This window comes from Agrobacterium sp. ES01 (assembly GCF_050320885.1).
In the GTDB taxonomy this organism is placed as follows: Bacteria; Pseudomonadota; Alphaproteobacteria; order Rhizobiales; family Rhizobiaceae; genus Allorhizobium.
Map to the genome: position 1 here is coordinate 24221 of NZ_JBNQTH010000011.1, position 24585 is coordinate 48805.

General features: G+C 58.2%; 19 protein-coding genes. 10 read left to right on the top strand and 9 right to left on the bottom strand.

Going from position 1 to position 24585, the window contains the following annotated elements:
- Window positions 1-79 precede the first annotated feature (79 nt).
- Window positions 80-1993 (top strand): ATP-binding protein, encoded by a 1914-nt coding sequence (locus tag ACQQ2Q_RS21210; protein WP_428189134.1) that lies wholly within the window; start codon window positions 80-82, stop codon window positions 1991-1993.
- Window positions 1994-2025: 32 nt separating this feature from the next.
- Here ACQQ2Q_RS21210 and ACQQ2Q_RS21215 read toward each other — a convergent pair whose 3' ends face one another.
- Window positions 2026-2376, bottom strand: coding sequence for a lysozyme inhibitor LprI family protein (locus ACQQ2Q_RS21215; RefSeq protein ID WP_428189135.1), 351 nt, complete (start codon window positions 2374-2376; stop codon window positions 2026-2028).
- 248 nt (window positions 2377-2624) lie between these two features.
- On the opposite strand from ACQQ2Q_RS21215, the gene ACQQ2Q_RS21220 reads away from it, so the two are divergent.
- Both ACQQ2Q_RS21220 and ACQQ2Q_RS21225 read left to right on the top strand, forming a co-directional pair.
- Complete coding sequence (locus tag ACQQ2Q_RS21220; RefSeq protein ID WP_428189136.1) at window positions 2625-4031, top strand: DegQ family serine endoprotease; 1407 nt, start codon at window positions 2625-2627, stop codon at window positions 4029-4031.
- Window positions 4028-5338 (top strand): replication-associated recombination protein A, encoded by a 1311-nt coding sequence (locus ACQQ2Q_RS21225; RefSeq protein ID WP_428189137.1) that lies wholly within the window; start codon window positions 4028-4030, stop codon window positions 5336-5338. Before ACQQ2Q_RS21220 ends, ACQQ2Q_RS21225 begins: the two co-directional genes overlap by 4 nt.
- Before the next feature lie 195 nt (window positions 5339-5533).
- Here ACQQ2Q_RS21225 and ACQQ2Q_RS21230 read toward each other — a convergent pair whose 3' ends face one another.
- From ACQQ2Q_RS21230 to ACQQ2Q_RS21245, 4 genes are all read right to left on the bottom strand, one after another.
- Entirely contained in the window at window positions 5534-5839 is a 306-nt protein-coding gene (locus ACQQ2Q_RS21230; RefSeq protein WP_428189138.1) for a DUF1883 domain-containing protein, read from the bottom strand.
- A 291-nt stretch (window positions 5840-6130) separates the two neighbouring features.
- Window positions 6131-6955 (bottom strand): DUF1206 domain-containing protein, encoded by an 825-nt coding sequence (locus ACQQ2Q_RS21235; protein WP_428189139.1) that lies wholly within the window; start codon window positions 6953-6955, stop codon window positions 6131-6133.
- A 109-nt stretch (window positions 6956-7064) separates the two neighbouring features.
- A complete protein-coding gene (locus ACQQ2Q_RS21240; protein ID WP_428189140.1) occupies window positions 7065-7772 on the bottom strand; it encodes an anti-sigma factor in 708 nt (235 codons plus the stop codon).
- The gene (locus tag ACQQ2Q_RS21245) at window positions 7769-8314 is read right to left on the bottom strand and encodes a sigma-70 family RNA polymerase sigma factor (protein WP_428189195.1); all 546 of its coding nucleotides are present in this window, start codon (window positions 8312-8314) and stop codon (window positions 7769-7771) included. Before ACQQ2Q_RS21245 ends, ACQQ2Q_RS21240 begins: the two co-directional genes overlap by 4 nt.
- A gap of 207 nt (window positions 8315-8521) precedes the next feature.
- On the opposite strand from ACQQ2Q_RS21245, the gene ACQQ2Q_RS21250 reads away from it, so the two are divergent.
- From ACQQ2Q_RS21250 to ACQQ2Q_RS21265, 4 genes are all read left to right on the top strand, one after another.
- Complete coding sequence (locus tag ACQQ2Q_RS21250) at window positions 8522-9310, top strand: DUF4394 domain-containing protein (protein ID WP_428189141.1); 789 nt, start codon at window positions 8522-8524, stop codon at window positions 9308-9310.
- A gap of 153 nt (window positions 9311-9463) precedes the next feature.
- Window positions 9464-9895 (top strand): OsmC family protein, encoded by a 432-nt coding sequence (locus tag ACQQ2Q_RS21255; protein ID WP_428189142.1) that lies wholly within the window; start codon window positions 9464-9466, stop codon window positions 9893-9895.
- Between the two features lie 350 nt (window positions 9896-10245).
- Window positions 10246-10872, top strand: coding sequence for an outer membrane protein (locus tag ACQQ2Q_RS21260; RefSeq protein WP_428189143.1), 627 nt, complete (start codon window positions 10246-10248; stop codon window positions 10870-10872).
- Between the two features lie 205 nt (window positions 10873-11077).
- Entirely contained in the window at window positions 11078-11434 is a 357-nt protein-coding gene (locus ACQQ2Q_RS21265; RefSeq protein WP_428189144.1) for an endonuclease domain-containing protein, read from the top strand.
- A 329-nt stretch (window positions 11435-11763) separates the two neighbouring features.
- Here ACQQ2Q_RS21265 and ACQQ2Q_RS21270 read toward each other — a convergent pair whose 3' ends face one another.
- The gene (locus ACQQ2Q_RS21270; protein ID WP_428189145.1) at window positions 11764-15576 is read right to left on the bottom strand and encodes a vitamin B12-dependent ribonucleotide reductase; all 3813 of its coding nucleotides are present in this window, start codon (window positions 15574-15576) and stop codon (window positions 11764-11766) included.
- An 843-nt stretch (window positions 15577-16419) separates the two neighbouring features.
- Here ACQQ2Q_RS21270 and ACQQ2Q_RS21275 point away from each other — a divergent pair.
- The 3 genes from ACQQ2Q_RS21275 to ACQQ2Q_RS21285 all read left to right on the top strand — a co-directional run bounded on the left by ACQQ2Q_RS21275 (window position 16420) and on the right by ACQQ2Q_RS21285 (window position 21004).
- On the top strand, window positions 16420-18324 hold the full coding sequence (locus ACQQ2Q_RS21275) for a methyl-accepting chemotaxis protein (protein WP_428189146.1): 1905 nt from the start codon (window positions 16420-16422) through the stop codon (window positions 18322-18324).
- A gap of 218 nt (window positions 18325-18542) precedes the next feature.
- Window positions 18543-20591, top strand: a complete 2049-nt coding sequence (locus tag ACQQ2Q_RS21280; RefSeq protein WP_428189147.1) for an HWE histidine kinase domain-containing protein — start codon at window positions 18543-18545, stop codon at window positions 20589-20591.
- Between the two features lie 35 nt (window positions 20592-20626).
- Window positions 20627-21004: a response regulator gene (locus ACQQ2Q_RS21285; RefSeq protein ID WP_428189148.1), complete on the top strand. Its 378-nt coding sequence runs from the start codon at window positions 20627-20629 to the stop codon at window positions 21002-21004.
- Between the two features lie 142 nt (window positions 21005-21146).
- Here the strand turns inward: ACQQ2Q_RS21285 and ACQQ2Q_RS21290 are convergent, their stop codons facing one another.
- The 3 genes from ACQQ2Q_RS21290 to gpt all read right to left on the bottom strand — a co-directional run bounded on the left by ACQQ2Q_RS21290 (window position 21147) and on the right by gpt (window position 24465).
- Window positions 21147-21728: a hypothetical protein gene (locus ACQQ2Q_RS21290; RefSeq protein ID WP_428189149.1), complete on the bottom strand. Its 582-nt coding sequence runs from the start codon at window positions 21726-21728 to the stop codon at window positions 21147-21149.
- 63 nt (window positions 21729-21791) lie between these two features.
- The gene (locus tag ACQQ2Q_RS21295) at window positions 21792-23678 is read right to left on the bottom strand and encodes a methyl-accepting chemotaxis protein (protein ID WP_428189150.1); all 1887 of its coding nucleotides are present in this window, start codon (window positions 23676-23678) and stop codon (window positions 21792-21794) included.
- Between the two features lie 289 nt (window positions 23679-23967).
- Window positions 23968-24465 carry a xanthine phosphoribosyltransferase gene (gene gpt / locus ACQQ2Q_RS21300; RefSeq protein ID WP_428189151.1) on the bottom strand — a complete coding sequence of 166 codons (498 nt, stop codon included), beginning with the start codon at window positions 24463-24465 and terminating at the stop codon, window positions 23968-23970.
- Between the last annotated feature and the right edge of the window lie 120 nt (window positions 24466-24585).

Sequence of the window (24585 nt, forward strand, 5' to 3'; positions counted from 1 at the left end):
GCGGAGACATGAGATTCTCGATGTCCCGTTTCTCCAGGCCGAAACGACACCTGCTTTGGGAGAAGGTGGGGAGACGCCGGTGGGGGTTGTAACAGGATCGCACGCGCCAAGCTTTTTCCGATCCCTGCGCGCCAAACTGGTCGCTGTCACATGTCTGCTGGCCCTGACAATAAGTGCAGCAATCGGCTCCATCAGCTATATCCGCATGCAGTCCGTTGTCCTGTCCAACGCCGCCGACGGCCTTGCTGGTGAGGCGCGTCTGGTTGCGGCGAAATTTGCCGAATCCTACAGCGTCATGCGCCGGGACGTAACGCTCCTTGCCATTTCTCCCGAGGTTGAAGGCCTGGTACGTGGGCTGGTCGCCGGCGGTATCGACCCTCAAACCGGCACAACCGCCGCTCAGTGGCGCGACGCTCTCGAAGGCGAGATGATTTCGTTTCTCAAACAACGTCCCGCCTATACGCAGATGCGCTTCATCGGCGTGGCAGATGGAGGGCGGGAACTTGTGCGGGTTAATCGAACGGCGACCGGCTTTGAACGCGTTCCGGCCAGTGGTTATCAGCGCAAGGGAGAGGAACCCTATGTGAAGGCAAGCGTCGCCAGCGGAGGGGTCTATTTTTCCGAGGTGACCTATAACAGGGAATATGGAAAGGTTGTTCTACCTCTTCAGCCTACACTCCGCATCGTCATGCCAGTGCGAGACGCCGCCGGCCAGATCTTCGGACTGGTGGTTTCCAATGCCGACTATGAGCAGTTGCTGACCCTGACTTTTGCCGCCGTGCCCTCAGCGCACGAGGCGACAGTCATCAATTCTGCCGGTGACTATATGAGAAGGCAGCCGGGCAAAAAGCCTGACGCACTGCAGTTTCATGAGAATTATACGCAGCCGCCACCTGCCATACTCGGTCAGTTCCATCCGGAAGAAAATAGTGAGCAGGTCTACCGGACAGACAGCGACCTCTACTATTTTGTCAGATTGGGCATTGCGCCGGCGCAGACTGCGGCCAGCATCGGTGTCGCCCTACGTGTGCCCCTATCGCAGCTGCTGGCGCCTGCCTACGCGTTCCTGCGCGACACGATCCTTGTGTCACTGCTGGTTGTCGCCGTCTCTCTGATCATCGCCTATGTGATCGGGCTGGCAATCACCCGTCGCCTCAGGACGCTCACGGAGACAATCAAGGGCGCGGAGGGCGACGACGATAGGCTGGTTCTCCCGGAAGATGGTGTAGACGAGGTGGCAGAGCTCTCACGCGCGTTCAACGGGCTGCTGTCCGAGCGTGAACATCTGATCGGGAAACTTTTGATCTCCAATGCCGAACTTGAGGAATTTGCCTTTGCTGCTGCGCATGATCTGAAAGCCCCGCTGCGCGTGATCGACAATGCCTCGAAATGGCTTGAAGAGGAAATGAGCGATAGACTGACTGAGGACAACATCGAAGATATGCATCTCCTGCGCAGCCGTGTGACGCGCATGGAGGACTATCTCGACAAACTGCTGGAATTCGCCCGCATCGGTCGTCGCGAAAACGAATTGTTCCGGCAAAAGGTCACCGGGTCGCAGCTGCTGCACGAGGTTCTGGAACTGCTGACTGTTCCAGGTGGTTTCCAGATCACGGCCAGCACGGCATTCAATGAACTGACAGTCTACCTCATGCCGCTGCATCAGGTTTTCGTCAATCTCATCGGCAATTCCATCAAGCACCATGATCGGGCGGAGGGTAACATCGAAATCGATGTGGAAGACCAGGGCGATCACTATCTGTTTTCCGTGACCGATGATGGTCCGGGCATTCCCTCGAAATACCGGGAGACCATCTTCAAGATGTTCCAGACATTGAAACCGCGCGATCAGATTGAGGGCAGCGGAATGGGGCTCGCCATGGTCAAGAAGTATGTGGAACTCTATGGCGGTCAGGTCATGATCGACGATGGCCTTCTGGGGCGCGGAGCGATATTTCGGTTCCGTTGGCCGAAGAACCAGTTCCGGAGATAGTGACCAGGACCATCTCTCGTGGACTGCACCAGCTAGAGTGGGCGGGGCAGGCTGTCATAGGCACTCTGTAACTGCTTCAGCCGCTTTGAATAGGCGGCGCGTATGCACTCCACATCCGCTGCACAGGTTTCACGAGATTTTAGCCAGGCCACCTGTTCATCTTGCAGCGTCCCGCGATTGCCCATGGCAAACAGTCCCGACAGAAGCTCGAACGTCGTCACCATTTTCACATCGGCATCGTTGAGGTCGCGATTGTCGCAGATGGCTTTTTCATCGGGTGCCAGGTCTGTTCGCTCGCAATCGAAACTGGCGGCGCTCGCGGTCGCCATACCGGCGATGAGCGCCACGATGGCAATGCCCGATAATTTGACGATAAGCGACATCCTTGCCTCCAGGTTGAATTTCTCATTCTTTGAAACGTCGCGGGCCTCAAACCCGTTCCGACAACAGTGGAATTGCGGTCGAGGTCCACAAATGTGGCGTTCAGGACGACCGGAACCGGACATCGCAGATATTACAATTACGTAACTCTTGTCTTGATTATGGCGCTTACCCACATTTTGCCGCGTTCCGCCTATTTTGCTTCGGGGCATTAGCTTCTAGAAGTGCAGCAGAATTGAAAGGTAATACGATGCTTGGTCTCAAGGCTGCGGTTGCAGCGGTCTCCCTATGTCTCGTCCTTCCACTGGCGCCCGCCATGGCCCAAGACGCAAAGCAGGTGCCGACCTCGAACGCAGAGATGCAGCTGTCGTTTTCGCCTCTGGTCAAGGCGACCCATGGCGCGGTGGTCAATGTCTATGCCGAGCGCTTGGTGCAGCGGCGTGCCTCGCCCTTTGCCGGAGATCCCTTTTTCGAGCAGTTTTTCGGTCAGCGTTTCCCCAATCGCACCGAAAAACAGTCCTCGCTGGGATCAGGCGTGATCGTGGAGTCCAACGGGACAATCGTGACCAACAACCACGTCGTTGACGGTGCCGATGACATCAAGGTCGCCTTGTCCGATGGGCGCGAATATCCATGCGAAGTGGTGCTCAAGGACGACCGGCTGGATCTCGCCGTGTTGAAGATCAAGTCCGACGATCAAAACTTCCCGGTTTTGAAGATTGGCGATTCCGACTCGGCGGAAGTGGGCGATCTGGTACTGGCCATCGGCAACCCCTTCGGTGTCGGCCAGACGGTGACCAGCGGCATTGTCTCCGGCCTTGCGCGCAATCAGGTCACTGACGGCGATTTCGGCTTCTTCATTCAGACCGATGCGTCCATCAATCCTGGTAATTCCGGCGGAGCCCTCATGAACATGAAGGGTGAACTGATCGGTATCAACACAGCAATCTTTTCACGCGGTGGCGGGTCGAATGGCATCGGTTTTGCCATTCCCGCCAATCTGGTCAAGGTCTTCTTGGCCGCGGCCGATAGCGGGGCTGCAGGCTTCGAACGTCCTTATGTCGGCGCATCCTTTGAACCCGTAACATCGGATGTGGCAGAGGCGCTCGGTCTCAAACATGTGCTCGGCGCTTTGGTGGTAAAGACGGTGCCGGGTGGTCCGGCTGAGAAAGCCGGTCTTAAGCCGGGGCAGGTGATCGTCGCCGTCAATGGCGTCACCGTTGAGCATCCCGATGCGCTCGGCTATCGCCTGACGACTGCCGGCGTTGGCCAGACCGTGAAGCTCGATGTCATCGATAACGGCAAGGACAGAACCGTGGAGATGGCCTTGAATGGCGCACCTGAGACCGTGAAGCCGGATGAACGCGTCATCGCTGGCCGAAGCCCATTCACCGGTGCGCACGTCGCCAACCTGTCACCCAAGCTTGCCTATTCCATGCATCTGCCGACAGAAGATACCGGTGTGGTCGTCACCGACCTGGACGATGGAACGCCAGCCCAACGTCTCGGCTTTGCAAAGGGCGATATCATCGTCGCGGTGAATGGTGGTAACGTCGGCTCGACCGCCGATCTGCAGGCCATCGTTGAAAGCGAGCCCGGTTTCTGGCGTGTCGAAATCGAGCGCGACGGAAAACGGATAAGGCAGATTTTTCGATGAGTGATCTTTTCGCGTCGCAGATTCCGGACGATGTCGCGGCCCGCAGGCCGCTCGCTGACCGGCTGCGGCCGAAATCCCTGGCCGAAGTTGCAGGCCAGGACCATCTGACCGGCGAGGATGGTGTGCTATCGCGCATGATCTCGTCGGGCTCTCTCGGCTCCATGATTTTCTGGGGGCCACCCGGCACCGGCAAGACCACGGTCGCGAGACTTTTGTCCGGCGAGGCGGGCCTCACCTTCGAGCAGATATCGGCGATTTTCTCCGGTGTTGCAGACCTCAAAAAGGTCTTTGAAGGCGCCAAGGCGCGCCGTATGGGTGGCCGCCAGACACTTCTGTTCGTCGACGAGATACACCGCTTCAACCGCGCCCAGCAGGACAGCTTTCTGCCGGTGATGGAAGACGGCACCGTGATCCTTGTCGGGGCAACGACCGAGAATCCCTCCTTCGAACTGAATGCCGCTCTTTTGTCGCGTGCCCGCGTTCTCACCTTCAAGGCCCATGACGAGGAGAGCATCGGCACGCTTTTGACCCGTGCCGAGGAGATGGAGGGCAAGCCGCTGCCGCTGGATGAACCGGCGCGTTTCGCCCTGATCCGCATGGCCGACGGCGATGGCCGCGCATCACTGACGCTGGCCGAAGAAGTCTGGCGCGCAGCACGCGAAGGCGAGACCTTCGATACCGAGGGCCTGACCCGCATCGTCCAGCGCCGCGCCCCGGTCTATGACAAGGGCCAGGATGGGCACTACAATCTGATCTCGGCCCTGCATAAGGCGGTGCGCGGCTCCGATCCCGATGCCGCACTCTACTATCTCTGCCGCATGTTCGACGCGGGCGAAGATCCGCTATATCTCGGTCGCCGGCTTGTGCGCATGGCAGTGGAGGATATTGGCCTGGCCGACCCGCAGGCACTTGTTATCGCCAATTCGGCCAAGGATGCTTATGATTATCTGGGCTCTCCGGAGGGCGAATTGGCGCTGGCACAGGCTTGCGTCTATCTGGCGACCGCGCCTAAATCCAATGGCGTCTACGTTGCCTACAAGGCCGCGATGCGTGCGGCCAAGGAGCATGGCTCGCTTCTGCCTCCCAAACATATCCTCAACGCGCCAACCAAGCTGATGAAGGGCGAGGGCTATGGCGACGGTTACCGCTATGACCACGATCAGCCCGATGGTTTTTCCGGTCAGGACTATTTTCCGGAAAAGATGGGCCGTCAGACCTTCTACGATCCGCCCGAGCGTGGCTTCGAGCGCGAGATCAGGAAGCGTCTGGATTGGTGGGCAAAGCTGCGCCGCGAGCGCGGTGGCTGAACTTGAAAATACACGTCATTGGCGGAAAGCCGGCTTGCCGGGTATCGGCCTCTCCTGACCATCAAAACGGAGAGGTTGGACCATATTCACGCTTGCCACTGCAATTCTTGAGGGTATGCCGCAGCCCCACGGCTGATGGCTAAGAACCTAAAAAAGTCAGCTAAAGACGCGCAACAGAACCCTGAAAACCTGCGTTTAGGAAGCCCGGCGCTGGGGTGTGGGGACCGTCACCATTTTGACAGCTGATTCGGCAAGCCCGTGATGGCCTTCCATGTCGACCACCAGATGCCAGTGCGCAGTGTCCGGGATCGTCAGCTTGACAGGGGATTTTTTTGCCACGCCGCCCAGATACTTATAGTCCAGCCCTTCCTTGAAACGCTGGAAATTGGGGGCTGTCATCAGCCGCACGTTATTCACCGCAGACAGCGTGACCTCGATGATAGCACCGGCACGCTGATCCTTAAGGTCGTAATGCGTAAAGCGGAAGGACGGCTTGGCCATTCTTCTCCTCGTTAAATACCATCATGCAAACGTATGAAGATTAGCGTTTGCGAGTTAAAGAATGGTTTGAAGCATTGCCGTATTTGCAGCACAAGTCTCCAAAGCTGCAAAGTGGTACGCACTCCAATCGCCTGCGCAATCTCACTATGTGGCTTGAATGATAGCGCAGTCAGGATCGAATTTTAAGAGCGGAATAGAAGGGGGCTCGCGCAAGACGATGCGGCAGCCTTCGGAGCGACCCTTCGAAACCTGGAGAATTGACTTTGGATGCAACTGCAAGAAGTGCGACCGTCACCCCGGCATCGCATCTTTCAGGTCGTCCCCATCCGGCATATCGACACTGCGGTACCGAGCCTCGATCAGTCCATAACCGCCAAATGCAGCAAGGCCGAGCGCGACGATGAAATAGAGAATGGCGCCGAACGGCAGTTGTCTGACCCATGCCAATGCATCGCTCATGCTGCCGGCCTGATCCGGATCGACCGTAAAGGCAGCGTAGCAGAAGAAAACGCCCACGATGGCGAAGACAAGCCCGCGTGAAGCAAGACCGTAGATGCAAATCAGCGAAAGCGGGGAGGCGTCTCCACCAGGCAACTGGATGTATTTTCTAAACTTCCGGGACAGACCCTTATAGGCCGTCACACAGCCGCCGATAACAAAGCCTATACCTACGAGGCCTGCGATCCAGGCACCGAACGGCTTTGACATCAACCATTGTGCGAGACCGGTCTTCCCATCTGAACCGGACTGCGAACTGCCAAGCAGATCCAGCGCGTGGCCGGCTGCGTAGAAGGCGAGCCCGACATAGGTAACCGCGCTGCCAAACAGGGCTGCACGGATGATGTAGCCTTTCAGATCGTCGGCGTGATTGTCGGCATTGCCGATCGACTGCGCCAGCCGCCAGACCACAAAACCAAGCAGCCCGAGCGCGATCAAACCGAGCCAAACACGACCGAACGGTTGTCCCGTGAGCGTTTCAAGCGCTGACTTTGTGCCTGTCTCCCGACCGCCGCCAAAGGTGGAAAACAGGGCCAGACCGGCCACCAGAATGAAGACTACGCCACGTGCGCCATAACCGGCCCTCGCGAGCCAGTGATATTGGGGTTGAATTGTCATGGGGCAGACCTCCTGTTTAGGCTACCAACTCCCATGCACGCTCAGCGGTTCCCAAAGCCATGGCGCAACTGTCCCTGCAGGGCAGACGGCGTGCATTTCCCTCGGCATGCTAAAGGGGTTCGCGGGCGAAACCCTTGGCAAGGATTGGACCTGTGGGGCGACCGGTTGGCGAGCCGCCGGCCTGTTCCAGCGTCAGTTCGTAGAGCTGGTTATCCCGTGGAGCGGGAAGGGCCGGTGCTTGCAACACAGCGGACTGCGTACCGTTGATCAGGCCAAGCGAAACAGGTCCCATATCCTTGGAGGGCAGGGTCCAGACCTGGATGGTCTTGTCCTCAGGCACGTTGAAGTCGCCGAGCAGGCGCACGCTGGCATTCGCATTGCCGAAATCCTCAACGACCGCCTGCACCTGACCCGTCTCATTGAGCAGCACGGCAATCACCACCGGTTCCACGATGCGGTTGAGGCTCCACACAAGGCCTGCAGCCATGACCAATGTGGCGGCAATGGCTGAGAGTGCTGCGGTCCGCCAACCACCGCTGCTGCGGTTGTCGTTTGCCACTTTGCTGGTGCCCGAAATGGGGTTGGTACCTTGCGGCGGCAAGGCGTTTTCGATCTTCTGCCAGAGCGTTTCGTCCAGTTCCGCCGGTTGAATGGCGGTGTCGAGCGGCAAAAACCGCTCCCGGCTTGCGGCAATTGCCGCTTCCAGCTCGCTATCTCGTTCCATTTCGGCCTCGATTTCTGCAGCCTGGCTCGCCTCCAGCAGCCCCAGAACATATTCGTCAGCAAGGATTGCGATCTCGTCTCGTCTGATCGTCATGCCATGCACTCCCGAAGCGATGAGAGGCCACGGCGGATCCAGGATTTGGCGGTGCCAAGCGGAATGCGAAGGCGACCGGCGATCTCGCCGTGGGTATAGCCGCCGACATAGGCCATCAGGATTCCATTGCGCTTGATTTCCTCCAGCGCGCCGAGACAGTCGCGCAGACGGCTATCGCGATCGAGCCTGTGCCAGGCTGCCAGCACTTCAGCCGCTTGATCGCTCTCCTGCAGAACCTCCACTTCAGCCACTGTGTGCTCTCGGCTGCCGTCACGCAGCATATTGAGCGCGCGGTTGCGCACGATGGCATAGATCCAGCCGCGTGCAGAGCCGCGCTCGGGCGCATATTGATGGGCATGGGTCCAGATGCGGATGAACGCCTCTTGCACGACCTCCTCGGCAAGGTCGCGCCTGCGCAGGATGCGTTCTGCCACCGCAACCAGCCGTCTGGCCTCCAGGTCGAAGATATGCCTAAGGGCTGTCCGATTGCCATTTGCGCAACCCGCAAGGGCTGTCGCCAGTTCATCCGTTGCCGTCTTCATCACATTCACTCAAGCGCTCCCGCGTGGGACGGGCGTTACTGCCCTCGTTATCTATACGCGCGAAAGAGGGTGTTTGGATGCACGAGAAAATATTTTTTGCCCCGCTGCATCCAGACGCAGGGTGTCGCGTGTCTTACCTTGTGGAAGCCGCAAAACGGCATGCACCGCGAGGCTTCCAATCGGTCCACTCATTGGGAGATTTTAGATATGAACACCATTCGCTTTGCACTCATCGCCTCGACCGCCCTTGGCCTCACTGCAACCGTTGCCTCAGCCGCACCGGCTCTTGGCCTCGTTGGCGACAAGACACTGGTCATGTTCGACACAGACACGCCCGATATGGGCAAAAGCATGGACGTATCCGGCGTTGACAAGCTCTTGGGCATCGACGTTCGTCCAGCCGACAAGACCGTCATCGGCGTGACCGGCGATCACCGCATCGTCACCATCGATCCGAAGACCGGCGCGGCAACAGAGATTGCCAAGATGGACAAGATGCTGCCGATGGCAGACACCCCGGTGATCGTCGATTTCAACCCGATGGCCGACCGTCTGCGTTTCATGACCGGTACCACCAATCACCGTGTCCATCCCGATACCGGTGCGGTCACTGTCGATGGGTCGCTGGCCTTCGAGGAAGGCGATATGCACAAGGGCGAAGCCCCGAACATCGTCGCTGCCGCCTATATCAACTCTGTCGGCAAGCCGGAAAAGACAGCCATGTATGATGTTGACGCGACGATCGGCGCGCTCATTCAGCAGACCAAGCCAAATGATGGCACGCTGAAGGCGATCGGCAAGTTCGGCATCAAGGATATGCCGGCAAGCTACGCGTTCGACATCTACTCCACGGCGGATGGTGCGAATACCGCATATCTGGTGGCCAACAACATGCTCTACACGGTGAGCCTGGAGACCGGCAAGGCGAGTGAAGTCGGCAAGATCGGCGGCACGGATGGAGAGGTCCGCGACATTACCGTTCTGCCAGCGATGTAAGATTGTCGTCTATCGATCCATCACATTTCGAAGGGCCGGTTCATACCGGCCCTTTCTGTTTGCGCCAATATTGCTGCCTCCGGAACACTTCGCCGGCCGAGCGGGTTATTGTAGGGAACCAAAAAATATCAATCAGACAGAAGGAGACAGATCATGGCGATCAAGAAATTTGGATCGGCTGAGTGGAATGGCGGCCTGAAGGACGGCAAGGGCAAGGTATCGCTGGAAAGCGGCGCCATGGACGCCCACCCTTATGGCTTCAACACCCGCTTCGAAGGCGTGAAGGGCACCAATCCGGAAGAACTGATTGGCGCAGCCCATGCCGCCTGCTTCACCATGGCCCTGTCCAAGGCGCTTGGCGACGAAGGCTATACTGCGGAAAATCTGGAGACGAAGGCCATCGTCTCTCTCGACAAGGCCGGTGACGGTTTCGAGATTTCCGGCATCGAACTGCAGCTCAAGGGCAAGGCATCCGGTGCCGACGAAGCCAAGTTCAAGGAAATCGCAGAACAGGCAAAGGCTGGTTGCCCAGTGTCCAAGGCACTGAAGGCTGTGCCGATCAGCTTGACGGTCAATTACGGCTGACGCCGCCTGAACGACCTCAAAATGGAACATTGGTCTGACGCCGCTCGTGCTTTCCGCATGGGCGGCGTCTCCGTTTGTCGATCTGGTATCTGACCACCAGCTGGGGTGAGGGAAGTCCTGCGAAAAATTAGCAGAAAATTAAGCATGATCTGAGCAATCGCAGGCCCGATTGGGCCTGGGATGGTTCGGTTAAGAAACTCTTTACGAAATGATGAAAATGAATCGGAATTGCATGGTGGTGTGGGATCGCTGGGGGGCGAAAGGTCCGGCGAGGGGGCTGCACCACCGAGGATATGCAAGTGACGAACCCCGCCCGCGCTTTAAGCGCGTGGCTTTGTATGGAGTTGACTATGACCATGAAGCCTTTCGCAATGGCGCTTGCCGCCACCTTGTCCGCCACGTCCGCAATGGCCGCCGATCTGACGCCTTATCAGGAGCCGCCGGCCTATAACGAGCCAGCAGCCACATCGACCGGCTTCACCGGCGCCTATGTCGGTATCCATGCCGGCGTTGCTGGCGACACACTCAATCCATTCTCCGGTGACAACGGCCTCGCAGCCGGCGTTCACGGCGGTTACAACACCGAACTGGGCGGCGCCATCGTCGGTGGCGAAGTCGAGCTGTCCCATATGGGCGATGCCGAAGTCGACGTGTCGGGCGGCCAGTTGCGCGAACGCCAGCGTCTGGCCCTGAAGGCCAAGGCGGGTGTCGCCCTCGACGAGACCCTGCTCTACGGCACAGCCGGTCTGGCCATGACCAACCTGCGCGACGGTCGCGGCGTTGAGGGGCCTGACGGCTGGAAGCCGGGCCTGTTGCTTGGCGTCGGCGTCGAGCAGAACCTCACCGACCAGATCTCCGCCTCGGTCGAATACAACTATGTCTCGACCGGCGACGTTCGCTCCTTCAACGGCGTCACCACCACGGAAAATGACATCTCCGACCACACGGTGAAGGCTGGCCTGAACTACAAGTTCTAAGGCGGAACACAGGCGAATTGCCAAAGGGCGCCGTCATCCGGCGCCCTTTTTTTTTGTCCTTGGTTTGCAGCCGCCTTGCTCGCCCCTTGCGGCAGAGGAAGCAATGTCAGCATCCTTGGCACAAGCGACGCACACCGTTGAGCCGTACCAAATAATTGTATTTTCTGGTGGTGATGCTAGCCTCGGCCTAGTCCGAGGGAATACGATGCGACACCATCCTCCGCCCGTTCATCGTCGATACGCGCGTCATATGCGTGGTGATCCTACGGATGCAGAAGCCGTGCTGTGGCAGGCACTGTCCGCTCGCAAGCTCGAGGGCTTCAAGTTTCGCCGCCAGGTCCCTCTCAAGGGCTTCATTCTCGACTTTGTTTGTTTCGAGGCGCGTCTGATCGTTGAGGTCGACGGTTGGCAGCATGCCGACAACCACCGCGACCGGCTCCGTGATACGGCTTTCCATGAGGATGGATTTCGCGTGCAGCGTTTCTGGAACGATGAGGTGATCGAAAATTCTGTTCTTGTCTGCGCCGCAATTCGTGCAGAACTGAGAAACACCGGAGCGTGAAGACACGTGCCATCCGCTCTTCTCCCCTTGTGGGAGAGGAAGCAATTTCAGCACCTTAGCGCAATCTAAGTGCTAGAAATTGCAGGTGAGGGGGTCTCTTTTGTTGCACGCACCTGCCCACCCCCTCACCAACAAAATCTGCGACTTAGCTGACGCTAAGACCGCGATTTTGTAACCTCTCCCACAAGGGGAGAGGGAAAGCTGCCTTGGAGGCAACTGATTTCGAGGTTTTTTCATTCCTAGCCATATTTATGCGTTGTTGCTGTTTTGTTCTTATTTGTATATCAGCCCGGAGTTTCCTCCGGGCTGAAAATCGTTTCTGCTAACTATTAGCTGCACCCACTCGTCGAACCGCAGGTGTCGCACTTCTCGCAGGTGCCGTTGCGCACCATTGTGAAGTTCTGGCACTCCGAGCACATGTTGCCGGTATAGCCCTGGGCGATGGAGCGCAGGCGGCGGTCGGCTTCGACCTTCTTGGCATCGGCCTTGGCGGCTGCGGCGTCGGCCTGGGCCTTGTCGGAAAACAGGGCCGTCGTTTCCTGGGCGCTTTCGTCAGCCAGGTTCTCGTCGGCGATCTCCTCGGCCAGTTCAGCGGCGCGTTCCTCATAATCGCGCTTGAAGGCGACGATTTCAGAGGTGGACACGGCGGCTGCTACTTCCAGCTTGCGAACGGCACTGCCGGAGAAGGCCGTCACGCTGCTGGTGGACGATCCCTTGGCGGGTGTGCCCGAGGTCGAGCCCTTGGGCTCGGAGGCATTCGCATTGCCGGCGCCGCCAACCAGCGTCGGCTTGTAGCCGCGGGTCCAGCCGGTCGACAAAAGATTGGTCTTGCCTTCCTGGATACCCTTGCCGAGTGCCGTGTTGGAGAAGTCCGATGTATCGACATGGGCCAGATCGTGGCGACCGAGATAGGACACGGCCAGTTCGCGGAACACGTAGTCGAGGATCGACGTGGCATTCTTGATCGCGTCATTGCCGATGACCATGCCAGCCGGCTCGAACTTGGTGAAGGTGAAGGCCTCCACATATTCTTCCAGTGGCACGCCGTACTGCAGACCGAGCGAGATGGCGATGGCGAAGTTGTTCATCATGGCCCGGAAGGCAGCGCCTTCCTTGTGCATGTCGATGAAGATCTCGCCGATGCGGCCATCGCCGAATTCGCCGGTGCGCAGATAGACCTTGTGGCCACCGATGGCTGCCTTCTGGGTGTAACCCTGACGGCGGTTCGGCAACTTTTCGCGCTCGCGCACGACCCGCTCCACCACACGCTCGACGATCTTTTCGGTGATCGTCACAGCCTGGGCAGCAGCCGGTGCCGCCATCAGCTCTTCCATGGCGTCTTCGTCGTCCTCGTCCTCGATCAGTGAGGCGTTGAGCGGCTGGCTGAGCTTGGAACCGTCGCGGTAGAGGGCGTTGGCCTTGAGCGCCAGCTTCCACGACAGCATGTAGGCTTCGCCGCAATCCTCGACAGTCGCGTCATTCGGCATGTTGATCGTCTTGGAGATCGCACCGGAGATGAAGGGCTGGGCAGCCGCCATCATGCGGATATGGCTTTCCACCGACAGGTAACGCTTGCCGATCTTGCCGCAAGGATTGGCGCAATCGAAGACAGGCAGGTGCTCGTCCTTGAGGAACGGCGCGCCTTCCAGCGTCATCGCACCGCAGACGTGAACATTGGCAGCTTCGATCTCCTTCTTGGAGAAGCCGATATGCTCCAGCAGGTTGAAGCTCATGTCGGAGAGCTGTTCGTCGGAGACCTTGAGGGTTTCCTTGAGGAAGTCGGCACCGAGCGTCCACTGGTTGAAGATGAACTTGATGTCGAAGGCAGCCTTGGTGGCCGCGTTCAGCGCTTCGATCTTCTCGTCGGTGAAGCCCTTGGCCTTCAGCGAGCCGGGGTTGATGCCGGGTGCCTGGTTCAGGTTGCCGTGACCGACCGCATAGGCCTCGATCTCGGCGATCTGGCTTTCCGAATAGCCAAGCGTGCGCATGGCTTCGGGAACCGCACGGTTGATGATCTTGAAGTAGCCGCCGCCGGCAAGCTTCTTGAACTTTACCAGTGCGAAGTCAGGCTCGATGCCGGTGGTGTCGCAGTCCATGACCAGACCGATCGTACCGGTTGGCGCGATCACGGTGGTCTGGGCATTGCGGTAGCCGTGCTTCTCGCCCAGTTCCAGCGCCTTGTCCCAGGCAGCCTTGGCATGGACGACCAGATCCTGATCCGGGTTTTCCGAATGGATGAGGGCAACCGGGTCGACAGCAAGGGCCTCATAGCCGCTGGTCTCGCCGTAAGCGGCACGACGATGGTTGCGCATGACGCGCAGCATGCTTTCGCGATTCGGCTCGAAATTCGGGAACGGGCCAAGCTCGGAGGCCATTTCCGCCGAGGTGGCATAGGCAACACCGGTCATGATGGCCGTCAGCGAACCGGCAATCGCACGGCCCTCGCTGGAGTCGTAAGGGATACCGGTCGACATCAGCAGACCGCCGATATTGGCGTAGCCGAGGCCGAGTGTGCGGTATTCATAGGAGAGTTCCGCAATCCGCTTGGATGGGAACTGCGCCATCATCACCGAGATTTCGAGAACCATGGTCCACAGGCGAACGGCATGTTCATATTCGCCGATATTGATGCGCTTGGTGTTCTTGTCCTTGAACTGCAGAAGGTTCAGCGAGGCAAGGTTGCAGGCGGTGTCGTCGAGGAACATGTATTCCGAGCACGGGTTCGAGCCGCGGATCGGGCCGCCGGCTGGCGACGTGTGCCAGTCGTTCATGGTCGTGTTGAAGTGGATGCCCGGATCGGCCGAGGCCCAGGCGGCATAGGAAACCTTGTCCCACAGGTCGCGGGCCTTCAGCGTCTTCATCACGCGACCGTCCTTGCGGGCAGTCAGGTTCCAGTCGCCATCGTTCTCGACGGCACGCAGGAAATCGTCCTTGAGCGAAACGGAATTATTGGAGTTCTGGCCGGAGACCGTCAGATAGGCTTCCGAATCCCAGTCGGTGTCATAGGTCTTGAATTCGAGATCCGTATAGCCCTGCTGGGCAAACTGGATGACGCGCTTGACATAGTTTTCCGGAACCTGGTCCTTCTTCGCGGCCTTGATTTCGCGCTTCAGGGCAGGGTTCTGGTTCGGGTCGAAGCACTTGTTGCCTTCAGCTTCGCAGTTCACGCAGGCCTTCATGATGGCCTTCATGTGCTTGGCAACGATCTTGGAACCGGTGACGAGCGCTGCAACCTTCTGCTCTTCGTTCACCTTCCAGTCGATATAGGCTTCGATATCCGGATGGTCGATATCGACCACGACCATCTTGGCCGCACGACGGGTGGTGCCGCCGGACTTGATCGCACCCGCTGCACGGTCGCCGATCTTCAGGAAGCTCATCAGACCGGAGGACTTGCCGCCGCCCGACAGCTTTTCGCCTTCGCCGCGCAGCGACGAGAAGTTGGAGCCGGTGCCGGAGCCATACTTGAACAGGCGGGCTTCGCGGACCCAAAGGTCCATGATGCCACCCTCGTTGACGAGATCGTCTTCGACGGACTGGATGAAGCAGGCATGCGGCTGCGGATGTTCGTAAGAGGATTTGGACTTGGTCAGCTTGCCGGTGAAGGGATCCACATAGAAGTGGCCCTGGCCCGGGCCGTCAATGCCATAGGCCCAATGAAGGCCGGTGTTGAACCACTGCGGCGAATTCGGTGCAACGCGCTGGGTCGCCAGCATATAGGCAAGCTCGTCGCGGAAGGCGAGCGCATCGTCTTCGGACGTGAAATAGCCGCCCTTCCAGCCCCAATAGGTCCAGGTGCCGGCCAGACGATCGAAAACCTGAGCCGCGCTGGTTTCAGGACCGTACTGCTCTTCCTTGGGCAGAGCCTTCATCGCTTCCAGATCGGCAACGGAACGCCACAGGAAGGAAGGAACGTCGTTTTCCTCAACCTTCTTCAGACGGGCAGGGATACCGGCCTTGCGGAAATATTTCTGCGCCAGAACGTCGGTCGCCACCTGGCTGAACTGGGCTGGAACATCGATATCCGCCGCCCGGAAAACCACCGAACCGTCCGGGTTCTTGATCTCGCTCACCGCCTTGCGGAATTCGACTTCCGCATAGCGCGATTGGCCTGGCTTTGTGAAACGACGTTCTATGCGCATTTGGCTCTAGTCCTTGAAAAGTTCAGCGCCCGTTAAAAGAGCGCAAAGTGTCCGCGATGACGGCGCAGTTTAATGCGCAGCCAGTGTTCCGTCCGCCAGAAATCAGGTGATTCACCTCAGCGATGAGGGACCTGTATCTTGTGGTTAGAGTGGCTGCAAACGCTAAATATAGTATTAACAGGTTATTGCCGCCAGTCTTGAATGTGTGTCGGAGGCTAAAAAAACGCACGCAGAACGGGGCCGAAAAATAGTCCGTCATGAACCGTATTCCGTGAAATTCTACCCAGCGATTTTGCCTTGAAAAGATCGGGTCTCGTTACTTTCCCGTCCCGTCGCCGCCGCAACGTCCCCATTAAGTTTAAATGACCTGATTCCGTCAAGGGGTGGTCTGTGACGAATTTATTAATACCAGATATTGTGGTGCCATCTGTGGAAAACGGGGATGAAATGCAAAAAGGTCAAAGCCCCTGTTTTTGCGCCCTTTATCGGTATCGCCGCGCTTAAATCCGCCGCGCCATGCGACTTGTGCATCGCAAGAAATAGGGGGAGCTGTTGCCTTTGCGTGACTACCCCGAATTGCGAATGTGGATAACCGAATGTGCCATTCTGGTGCGACTCAGCGACTCGGTGGAGCCGACCTTGTGCTGCCGCATCCGGTTGCAGTTACCTCCAGTTTAAGTAGCCAATGATCATTCAAGCGCGCATGACGACAACCGTCATGAAAATGCAATCTTACGTTAGGTAATCGGTAAGCACTCTGCATATACAACAGCATTCGTCGAAGATCCGGATTGACGGGAGGCATAACGGGTCGGTCGGCTTGCCACGCTAGGGGATATGCCAATGAGCCTGAAGAACCTGCCGATCTTGCAAAAGATCAATCTCGTCGTCGCCCTGATGGGTTTAGCCGCACTTGCAATCACGATCGCCGGGGCGCAAGGCCTTCTGTCGCTGGGGTCCTCCTTGAAGGATACCGGTCAGCGTGAAGAAGTCGCCCGCGAAGCGATGGACCTCAGAATCGATATCATCGCGATCAGCCGCATGACCTATCAGCTGGCACTTGCGCCGGAAGAGGCCGCAGACTTTGCCGCGCAGACCGAACGTCGCGCCGAGGAAATGCTGGGCCGCCTGCCCAAGATCGCCTCCACAGCCGACCAGACGGAAGTCAAACAGCTTGAGGATATCCGCGCCTCGCTCAACAGCTATTTCGACCAGATCCGCGCCATGGTCGCGGTTGCGTCTGCGCCAACACCCGATCCGGCCGCCATCCAGGCGGCTCTCGCCGAGGCTCTGGAAGGACAGAAGGCCGTGACCTCCGCGGTGAAGGTCTACAGCACCTATTCCGGCGAAAGCCTGTCGAAGTCGCGGGCCAATGCACTCGACCAATCCGGATTTACAATTATCGTTCTGTCCGTCACCGCCGCTCTCTTCATCGGCGCAGGCGTTCTGGCTGGCCTGTTTGTCGGCGGTCGCGGCATTTCCCGCCCTGTACGCGAACTGACGGCTGTCATGAGCCGTCTCGCCAAGGGCGATCTTGACGCGACAATCGGCGGTTCCGAGCGCAAGGACGAGATTGGCGAAATGGCACGGGCTCTGGAGATCTTCCAGGCCAACCGTCGTCAGATGCGCCAGATGGAGGCAAATGAAGCCGCCCTTCACGCGCAGCAGTCCGATCTGCAGTCGAGCATCAGTGGCATTGTGGCCGCTGCCGCTGCCGGCGATTTCAGCCAGCGCATCACCAAGACCTACGATGACCGCGACCTGCAGAACTTTGCAGAGAGCGTGAACACACTGGTTGAAAGCGTGGATCTGGGCGTGGCCGAAGTCCGCCGCGTGATCGCTGCCCTGTCCAAGGCCGATCTCAGCCAGGAAATGCGTGGCGAATTCCAGGGCGCATTCGCGGAGCTCAAGGTCAACGTCAATGCCACCATGGCAACGCTGCGCCAGACCATGCAGAACATCCGCGGTGTGGCCTCGACCATTACCGAAAACTCCGGTGAATTGAGCTCGGCCGCCGATCAGCTTGCCCGTCGTACCGAACAGCAGGCAGCGTCTCTCGAAGAAACTGCCGCAGCTCTCGAGGAAATCACGACGACGGTTCGCAGCTCCACCGAGCGCGCCAACGAGGCGACCAAGATGGTTGCAACGACCAAGGACAGCGCCGGAAAGTCCGGCGAAATCGTCAGAAGCGCGATCGACGCCATGGGGCGTATCGAACAGTCGTCCTCCAAGATCAGCCAGATCATTTCCGTGATCGACGAAATCGCCTTCCAGACCAACCTTCTGGCACTGAATGCCGGCGTTGAAGCGGCACGCGCCGGTGAAGCCGGACGTGGCTTTGCCGTCGTCGCCCAGGAAGTCCGCGAACTGGCCCAGCGCTCTGCCAATGCCGCCAAGGAGATCAAGGGCTTGATCAACGCCTCGGCGGACGAAGTGAAGGGTGGCGTGTCTCTGGTGCTTTCGACCGGCGAAGCCCTCACCGAGATCGAGGGCCTCGTCAACAAGGTCAACGATCACGTCACCAGCATTGCGCGTGCAGCGCAGGAACAGTCTGTGGCCTTGGGTGAGATCAACACCTCGGTCAACCAGATGGACCAGATGACCCAGCAGAACGCCGCAATGGTGGAAGAGACCACGGCTGCCAGCCAGGTTCTTGCCAATGAGGCACGTGGTCTTCAGGGGCAGCTCAGCCAGTTCAAACTGGATGACCGCAGCCCGTCTGCCATGTCCCGAAAGATCGCTGCCTGATCCAGCGGCAGCGCTCGTGCAAGCTTGATTGCGAGCATCGAAAAACCTGCAATGAAGCCCGTCAGACTGTTTGTCTGGCGGGTTTTTCAGGTTTTCGGAATTTCACGAAATTGCGAATAATCGATCGTGGCTGGGTTCGCTTCTGCTCCGCAACTGTTATAGATGATGCAAACTGCGCGCATCAGGCGCTGGGTGTCATGAGCGAAGGACTTTGGTGAGTGAGCATTGTTGAGGTTGACGGCGGCAATCGTGAGAGCCGCCGACTGGAAGCACTTGCCGGTTATGACGTCCTCGACACCCCCCGTGAGAAGGACTTCGACGACATTGCCGCACTTGCGTCCGGCATTTGCGGAACCCCGATTGCCGTGGTCAATCTGGTGGGGGCCAACAGGCAGTTCTTCAAGGCGGAAGTCGGTCTGGGTGTGCGTGAGACGCCGTTCGAGAGTTCCTTTTGTGCCAAAGCCATTCTGGAAGACGAATTCCTGATGGTTCCTGATGCGACCGTCGATCGTCGTTTCAACTGTAATCCACTTGTAACGGGCGATCCCCACCTGCGCTTCTACGCGGGCGCCATTCTCAAAACATCAGACGACCTGCCGATCGGCACGGTCTGTGTTCTCGATTACGAGCCACGCGAATTGAACGAGGTTCAGCAGCAGACTTTGCGGGTGCTGGCGCGTCAGGTGATGGTGCAACTGGAGCTCCGCAAGGCATTAAAGGAAAAGGCGCATGAGGCGGAAGCGCAGCGCCGCCTGAGTGAGATGCGCCTGGCGAGGGCTAAATCGAGCGAAACCATCAGTGAGCAATTGCGGTTGGAAGAGGAGCGCTCGAGAAGCGCGCAGGCGGCCGGGCGTGTCGGGACCTTCGAACTCGATATCCAGACGAATATGTTGCACGTCTCGGACGAGTTCTGCCGGATTTTTGGTGTTCCGATAGAAAAGAGCTACCACGCTGCCGCAATTGAGGCCGTGGTCGTCGAAGATGACCGCAAATTGCGCTCAGACGCAGCAAGAAGGCGTGATGGAACGGCTGATCTCGACGTGGATTATCGCATAAAACGGGCCAGTGACGGAAAACTTCGATGGGTGTCCCGCCGCGCGCGCTTCGTCCATAACGAGAAGGGTGAGATCACCCGCATGGTCGGGGCGGTGTTCGACACAACCGACGCCAAGTTGAATGTTGAAAAGACAGCAGCCTTGCTTCGCCTTGGCGATCAGCTTCGAGATGCCGATACCGTGGCAGAGGTTGTGCGCGCCTCGGCGGATATTCTGGCCAAGGGACTTGAGACCGCCCGCGCAGGATATTGCGCTGTCGACCAGTCATCTGGCGCATTCGTGGTGGAATTTGATTGCACGAAGCCGGACGCCATTTCCATTGTCGGACGAAATCTCGCCGAGGACTTCCCGGTCACGATTGACCGGCTGGTGGCCGGCAATACGTTGACGGTCTCCAATGTGCCCGCCATGGCCTGGCTGGGCGGCGACGTAGACCACTATCGGGAGATCGGTGCGCGATCCTTGATGAAGGTACCGATCCTCAAGGGCAAGCTGCTCGTCGGTGTGCTTTTCGTTCATGACGACAGGCCGCGGACGTGGACGAAGAATGAACAGGATTTTGCCTGGGGCGTTGCCGACCGCACTTATGCGGCCCTTGCCAAGATACAGGCCGAGGAAGAACAGAAGATTCTCAATCAGGAACTGAGCCACCGGCTGAAGAATACGCTGGCAATGGTTCAGGCAATCGCGGGTCAGACCTTGCGCGATGTCACCGAGAGGGATGCCGTTGCGGCCTTCTCCGGTCGTTTGCAGGCCCTAAGCACGGCGCACGATGTCCTCCTCCAGCAAAGTTGGTCGACAGCGAAGATCCGAGACGTGATTGAAAAGGTCATGGCGCTTCACGCAGATGCCTCGCGGTTGCAGATCGAGGGTCCGGACCTCTCGCTTGGTCCGAAGGCCGGGTTGTCGATGTCTCTTTTGCTGCATGAACTTGCAACGAATGCGCTCAAATACGGCGCTCTTTCGAATGAGGCAGGCAAGGTATCCATGCGATGGTCTGTCGAACAGGAGGACGATGTGCCTGTCTTTTGCCTGTCCTGGCAGGAATCAGGCGGACCGCCCGTGTCTGAGCCGGAAAAAAAGGGTTTTGGATCGCGTCTCATAAGAATGGGTTTGGCGGGAACGGGGCACGCAGACAAACGTTACGACTCGACGGGACTGGTTGCCTTGTTCAAGGCACCGATGACATTGATCCAGGAAACCGGCACTTAAAGCGCGCAGGCTAGCGGGCAGAAAGCACTCGGCTCATGACCCTTATCAAGGGAAGCGCCAACATCAACGTCCTTGTCGTCGAAGATGAGCCGCTGATCCGCATGTCGGCTGTCGATCTGGTGGAAAGTGCTGGCTTTTCTGCACTCGAAGCTGCCGATGCCGATGAAGCGGTCAGAATTATCGAAAGTTCGGACATAGACATCGTTTTCACCGATATCGACATGCCAGGCTCAATGGATGGGTTGGAACTGGCCAAATGGCTGAACGAGAACTGGCCATCTATCCATATAATCATCGCATCCGGACGTCACGTTCTCTGTGCTGAAGAGTTGCCAGACCGAGGCTGCTTCTTTTCCAAGCCCTATGACGAAGAAAAGATATCAGAGGCCCTGAAGGGCATGGTGTCAGACTGAATACGTTTCCGGTGAAATTTGGCTGAGATGCCTCACGGGACATGCGCGCAAGCGGTTTCAGGCGCCGTGTGGCGTGCCTTGGCTGCGATCATGTCGAAACGAGAAAGTTGTGGCCGCACCGTAAAGCACGGCCACAATGCACTCAAAGAGCGTCGAGATTGATCCCGACGGTGACGGCACCAATTGGGGTTCCGGCTTCGTCGCTGATTGTGACAGATGCCTGGGACTGAAGCGTCTGGCTCGACTCGTCCTTTTCGATTTCGTCCACGAAAATCACATCCTTGCCGGCACCGAAGGATTTTTGGAATTTCGCCTCGTCGCCCTGCCAGTAATCCGAGGTGATATCGCTTTGTCCGACATTGAGGCCCTTGTCGTCCATCACGAAGACTTCGGCGATGGCGCCGTCTGATTCTGCCTGCTTTGCACGCAGAAACTCGGACACGGGATTTGCGAGAACCTTGTCGATCAGGCTAGTGTCGCCGCCGTCAACGCCAGCGCGCCAGGTTTTGTCCAAAGCGTCGATATCGCCTTCGCCCAGACCCGCATGCTCGGCATTTTGTGCCTTGATCGCATCAATGATGACAGGGTCATTCAGCCACGGTACGATATTCGCCTGAACATATTCGGTCACTGGTGCCACATGGGCGTCGTCTGCATGGGCAAGCCCGATTGCGGAGACCAGGCTTGTCGCTGCCAATAGCAGCACTGCAAAACTCTTCTTCATGACACTTCCTCTCTTAATCCCTGGTGGTTGATGATAGTATGGCTTTTGTGAGTGGCGCACTGATCAGAATTCCTCCCAAGTATTCTGGGCGAGTGCGGTGTTGCCGCGGGCAACCGGCGCTGCGTGCGCCGCCGCGCGGCCTGCTGGTGGCTTGGCTGAGACTGCTGCTTGGGGCGTGGTCGAGGCGGCGTTGGAAAGGCCCGTGCCCTTGACGTTGAAGCGTCCCGATGCGGATTGCAGTTGCTTGCTTTGCGACAGAAGATCGTGGCAGGCGGCATTGGTTTCTTCCACCATGGCCGCATTCTGCTGAGTGGCCTGATCCATCTGGTTGATGGCGGTATTGATTTCCTTCAGGCCCGAAGACTGTTCCTGATAGGACGCGACAATCTGCAGGATGCTCTCATTGATCTTGCTGACCTGGTCACCAATGGTCAGCAAGGCATCGCCAGCGGAATTGACCAGATTGACGCCGGTTGACACTTCGGCGCCGGACGCACTGATCAATGTCTTGATTTCCTTGGCTGCATTGGCGGAGCGCTGCGCCAGTTCGCGCACTTCCTGCGCAACCACGGCAAATCCCTTGCCGGCTTCTCCTGCGCGTGCGGCTTCCACGCCGGCGTTGAGCGCCAGAAGGTTGGTCTGAAAGGCAATCTCGTCGATCACGGAAATGATGGTGCCGATTTTCGCAGACGACTGCTGGATGCGGTCCATCGCCCCGATGGCTTCGCGGACGATTTGTGCGGAGCTTTCTGCGCCCTGCTTTGTCTCACCGACGAGCTGGCTGGCATTCTGGGCATTGGAGGAGGAGTTGGCGACGGTGCCGGTGACCTCGTTGATCGCTGCGGCCGTCTGTTCGAGGGCCGCTGCCTGCTGCTCGGTCCGCTTTGCCAGCTGGTCGGCCGAACTGGCCAGTTCGCCGGAACCGCTTTGCACCGAGATGGAGACCTGCTTGATTTCGGTGATCGCCTCGGCCACGGCATCGACCATGGCGTTGAAGTCGCCGCTCAGCTTGGCAAACTCAGGCGGAAGGCCCTTGATATAGGCGGTGAAATCACCCTTGGCCAAACGCTCCAGCGAGGAGGCGAGGGCAGCCATCACCTCACTTTGGACCTTGGCCGCCGATTGCGCCTGTTCGCCGCTGCGCTGACGCTCCTCGTCCAGTGCCAGACGCTGCTCTTCGCTACGCTTGCTCTGTTCCTGCTTGCTGATCGCCTCATTGCGGAACACTTCCAGGGCGCGCGCCAGGAAGCCGATCTCGTCGCCGTTCTGCTGATAGACGACAGGTGTTTCGAAATCGCCCTGGTGGAGGGCACTGATGCGATTGCTCAACGTCTTAAGCGGATGCCCGACGAAATGGCGCATGGCCATGAGGAAAGCGAGGATCGATGCCGTGATCACGGCCAGCTGCGCACCCAGTGTGATCAACGCCTTGTGCTTGGCGCTTGCCAGCTGTGCTTTCGCCGACCATGTGGTGATGAGAAAGCCACTCTGCGCCCCGTTCTTGCTGACGGGCAGGGGCGATACGATATCCACATATCCATCCGACAGATTTGCCTCGCTGACCTTGGCCTCTGCAGGCTCTGTTCCGGCGAGCGACTTAAGACTGTCCAGTGGCGGCAGGTCACTCAGTCCTTCCCGTGTCCAGCTGTCGACCATCTCGCCTTTTGCGTTGAAGGCGTAGAATTGTTCCAGGTTCAGCTTCGGATCGTCGCGGTGCAGTGCATAGGCTTCGCGAATGGCATCGACCTTGCCCCATTTGACACCGCCGGCGGCGATGGAACCGAACTGATCCGCATTCTGAAGCCAGCCTTTCTCAGCCAGTTCGACCATGAATTTGCTTTCGCTCGACCATGTGTAGAAGGCCAGGCCAACAATGCCGATCAGGTTTATCGCAACGATGATCGTCGCAAGCTTCATGGTCAGTGGGAGGTTTCGGACATAGTTCATCATGACGGCGTGTGACCTCTGCGTATCCGGATGCTATGCGCGTCGCGGAGAGGAAGTCTCATTCCCGCACAGGATTTACAGGCGTCATGCCCGTTCATCTCACGACTCGCGATGATAATATAAGCAATATCGAACACAATGAATTAATAAATATGAAAATACGCATACATCTTATGATGCAAGATCAACCGCGGTGAGGCATTGGGCAGGCGAATTACGCTACGCACCGGATCTGAAAACAAAAAAGGCGCCTCAATGAAGCGCCTTTTGAAACACATTATGTGAGCTGAGATTAGCCCTTCGCACCCTTGGCGATCGGCTCCTGGTAGGTGAAGCCCATATCCCAGGGGAAGTAGATCCACGTGTCCTGAGAAACTTCGGTGACGAAGGTATCGATCAGGGGCACGCCCTTGGGCTTTGCGTAGACGCAGGCAAAATGCGCCTTGGGCAGCATGGCACGAACCTCTGCGGCGGTCTTGCCGGTATCCGTCAGGTCGTCCACGACCAGAACGCCAGCACCTTCGTCTGTCAGAAGATCGGCGGTGATGCCCTTAAGCACGGTCATCTCGCCCTGATTGAGATAGTCATGATAGGAGGCAATACACACGGTTTCGATGAGCCGGATGTTGAGCTCCCGCGAGATGATCGCCGCCGGAACCAGTCCGCCGCGGGTGATGCAGACGATCCCGCGAAATTCTTGGCCGGTGCCGGCAAGGCGCCATGCGAGCGCGCGTGCGTCCCGGTGGAACTGATCCCAGGAAACGGGGAAGGCTTTTTCAGGTAGGGACATCGACGAACTCCGCTCGGCTGCTATTGGATCGTGACCGGATCATCCGGCCCTGCTTGGGACAGCCAGCCGTTCGTCTGCAGAAATGTGCAGATTGATCGTCAGAAAAAGCCACGAAGAGAA

What these genes read in the sequence shown, in the direction of transcription:
- ACQQ2Q_RS21250 (WP_428189141.1), top strand. Translation starts at nt 8,522, where the DNA reads ATGAACACCATTCGCTTTGCACTCATCGCCTCGACCGCCCTTGGCCTC.
- ACQQ2Q_RS21240 (WP_428189140.1), bottom strand. Translation starts at nt 7,772, where the DNA reads ATGACGATCAGACGAGACGAGATCGCAATCCTTGCTGACGAATATGTT.
- ACQQ2Q_RS21215 (WP_428189135.1), bottom strand. Translation starts at nt 2,376, where the DNA reads ATGTCGCTTATCGTCAAATTATCGGGCATTGCCATCGTGGCGCTCATC.
- ACQQ2Q_RS21265 (WP_428189144.1), top strand. Translation starts at nt 11,078, where the DNA reads ATGCGACACCATCCTCCGCCCGTTCATCGTCGATACGCGCGTCATATG.
- ACQQ2Q_RS21245 (WP_428189195.1), bottom strand. Translation starts at nt 8,314, where the DNA reads ATGAAGACGGCAACGGATGAACTGGCGACAGCCCTTGCGGGTTGCGCA.
- ACQQ2Q_RS21255 (WP_428189142.1), top strand. Translation starts at nt 9,464, where the DNA reads ATGGCGATCAAGAAATTTGGATCGGCTGAGTGGAATGGCGGCCTGAAG.
- ACQQ2Q_RS21285 (WP_428189148.1), top strand. Translation starts at nt 20,627, where the DNA reads ATGACCCTTATCAAGGGAAGCGCCAACATCAACGTCCTTGTCGTCGAA.
- ACQQ2Q_RS21230 (WP_428189138.1), bottom strand. Translation starts at nt 5,839, where the DNA reads ATGGCCAAGCCGTCCTTCCGCTTTACGCATTACGACCTTAAGGATCAG.
- ACQQ2Q_RS21290 (WP_428189149.1), bottom strand. Translation starts at nt 21,728, where the DNA reads ATGAAGAAGAGTTTTGCAGTGCTGCTATTGGCAGCGACAAGCCTGGTC.
- ACQQ2Q_RS21235 (WP_428189139.1), bottom strand. Translation starts at nt 6,955, where the DNA reads ATGACAATTCAACCCCAATATCACTGGCTCGCGAGGGCCGGTTATGGC.
- ACQQ2Q_RS21275 (WP_428189146.1), top strand. Translation starts at nt 16,420, where the DNA reads ATGAGCCTGAAGAACCTGCCGATCTTGCAAAAGATCAATCTCGTCGTC.
- ACQQ2Q_RS21295 (WP_428189150.1), bottom strand. Translation starts at nt 23,678, where the DNA reads ATGATGAACTATGTCCGAAACCTCCCACTGACCATGAAGCTTGCGACG.
- gpt (WP_428189151.1), bottom strand. Translation starts at nt 24,465, where the DNA reads ATGTCCCTACCTGAAAAAGCCTTCCCCGTTTCCTGGGATCAGTTCCAC.
- ACQQ2Q_RS21220 (WP_428189136.1), top strand. Translation starts at nt 2,625, where the DNA reads ATGCTTGGTCTCAAGGCTGCGGTTGCAGCGGTCTCCCTATGTCTCGTC.
- ACQQ2Q_RS21270 (WP_428189145.1), bottom strand. Translation starts at nt 15,576, where the DNA reads ATGCGCATAGAACGTCGTTTCACAAAGCCAGGCCAATCGCGCTATGCG.
- ACQQ2Q_RS21260 (WP_428189143.1), top strand. Translation starts at nt 10,246, where the DNA reads ATGACCATGAAGCCTTTCGCAATGGCGCTTGCCGCCACCTTGTCCGCC.
- ACQQ2Q_RS21225 (WP_428189137.1), top strand. Translation starts at nt 4,028, where the DNA reads ATGAGTGATCTTTTCGCGTCGCAGATTCCGGACGATGTCGCGGCCCGC.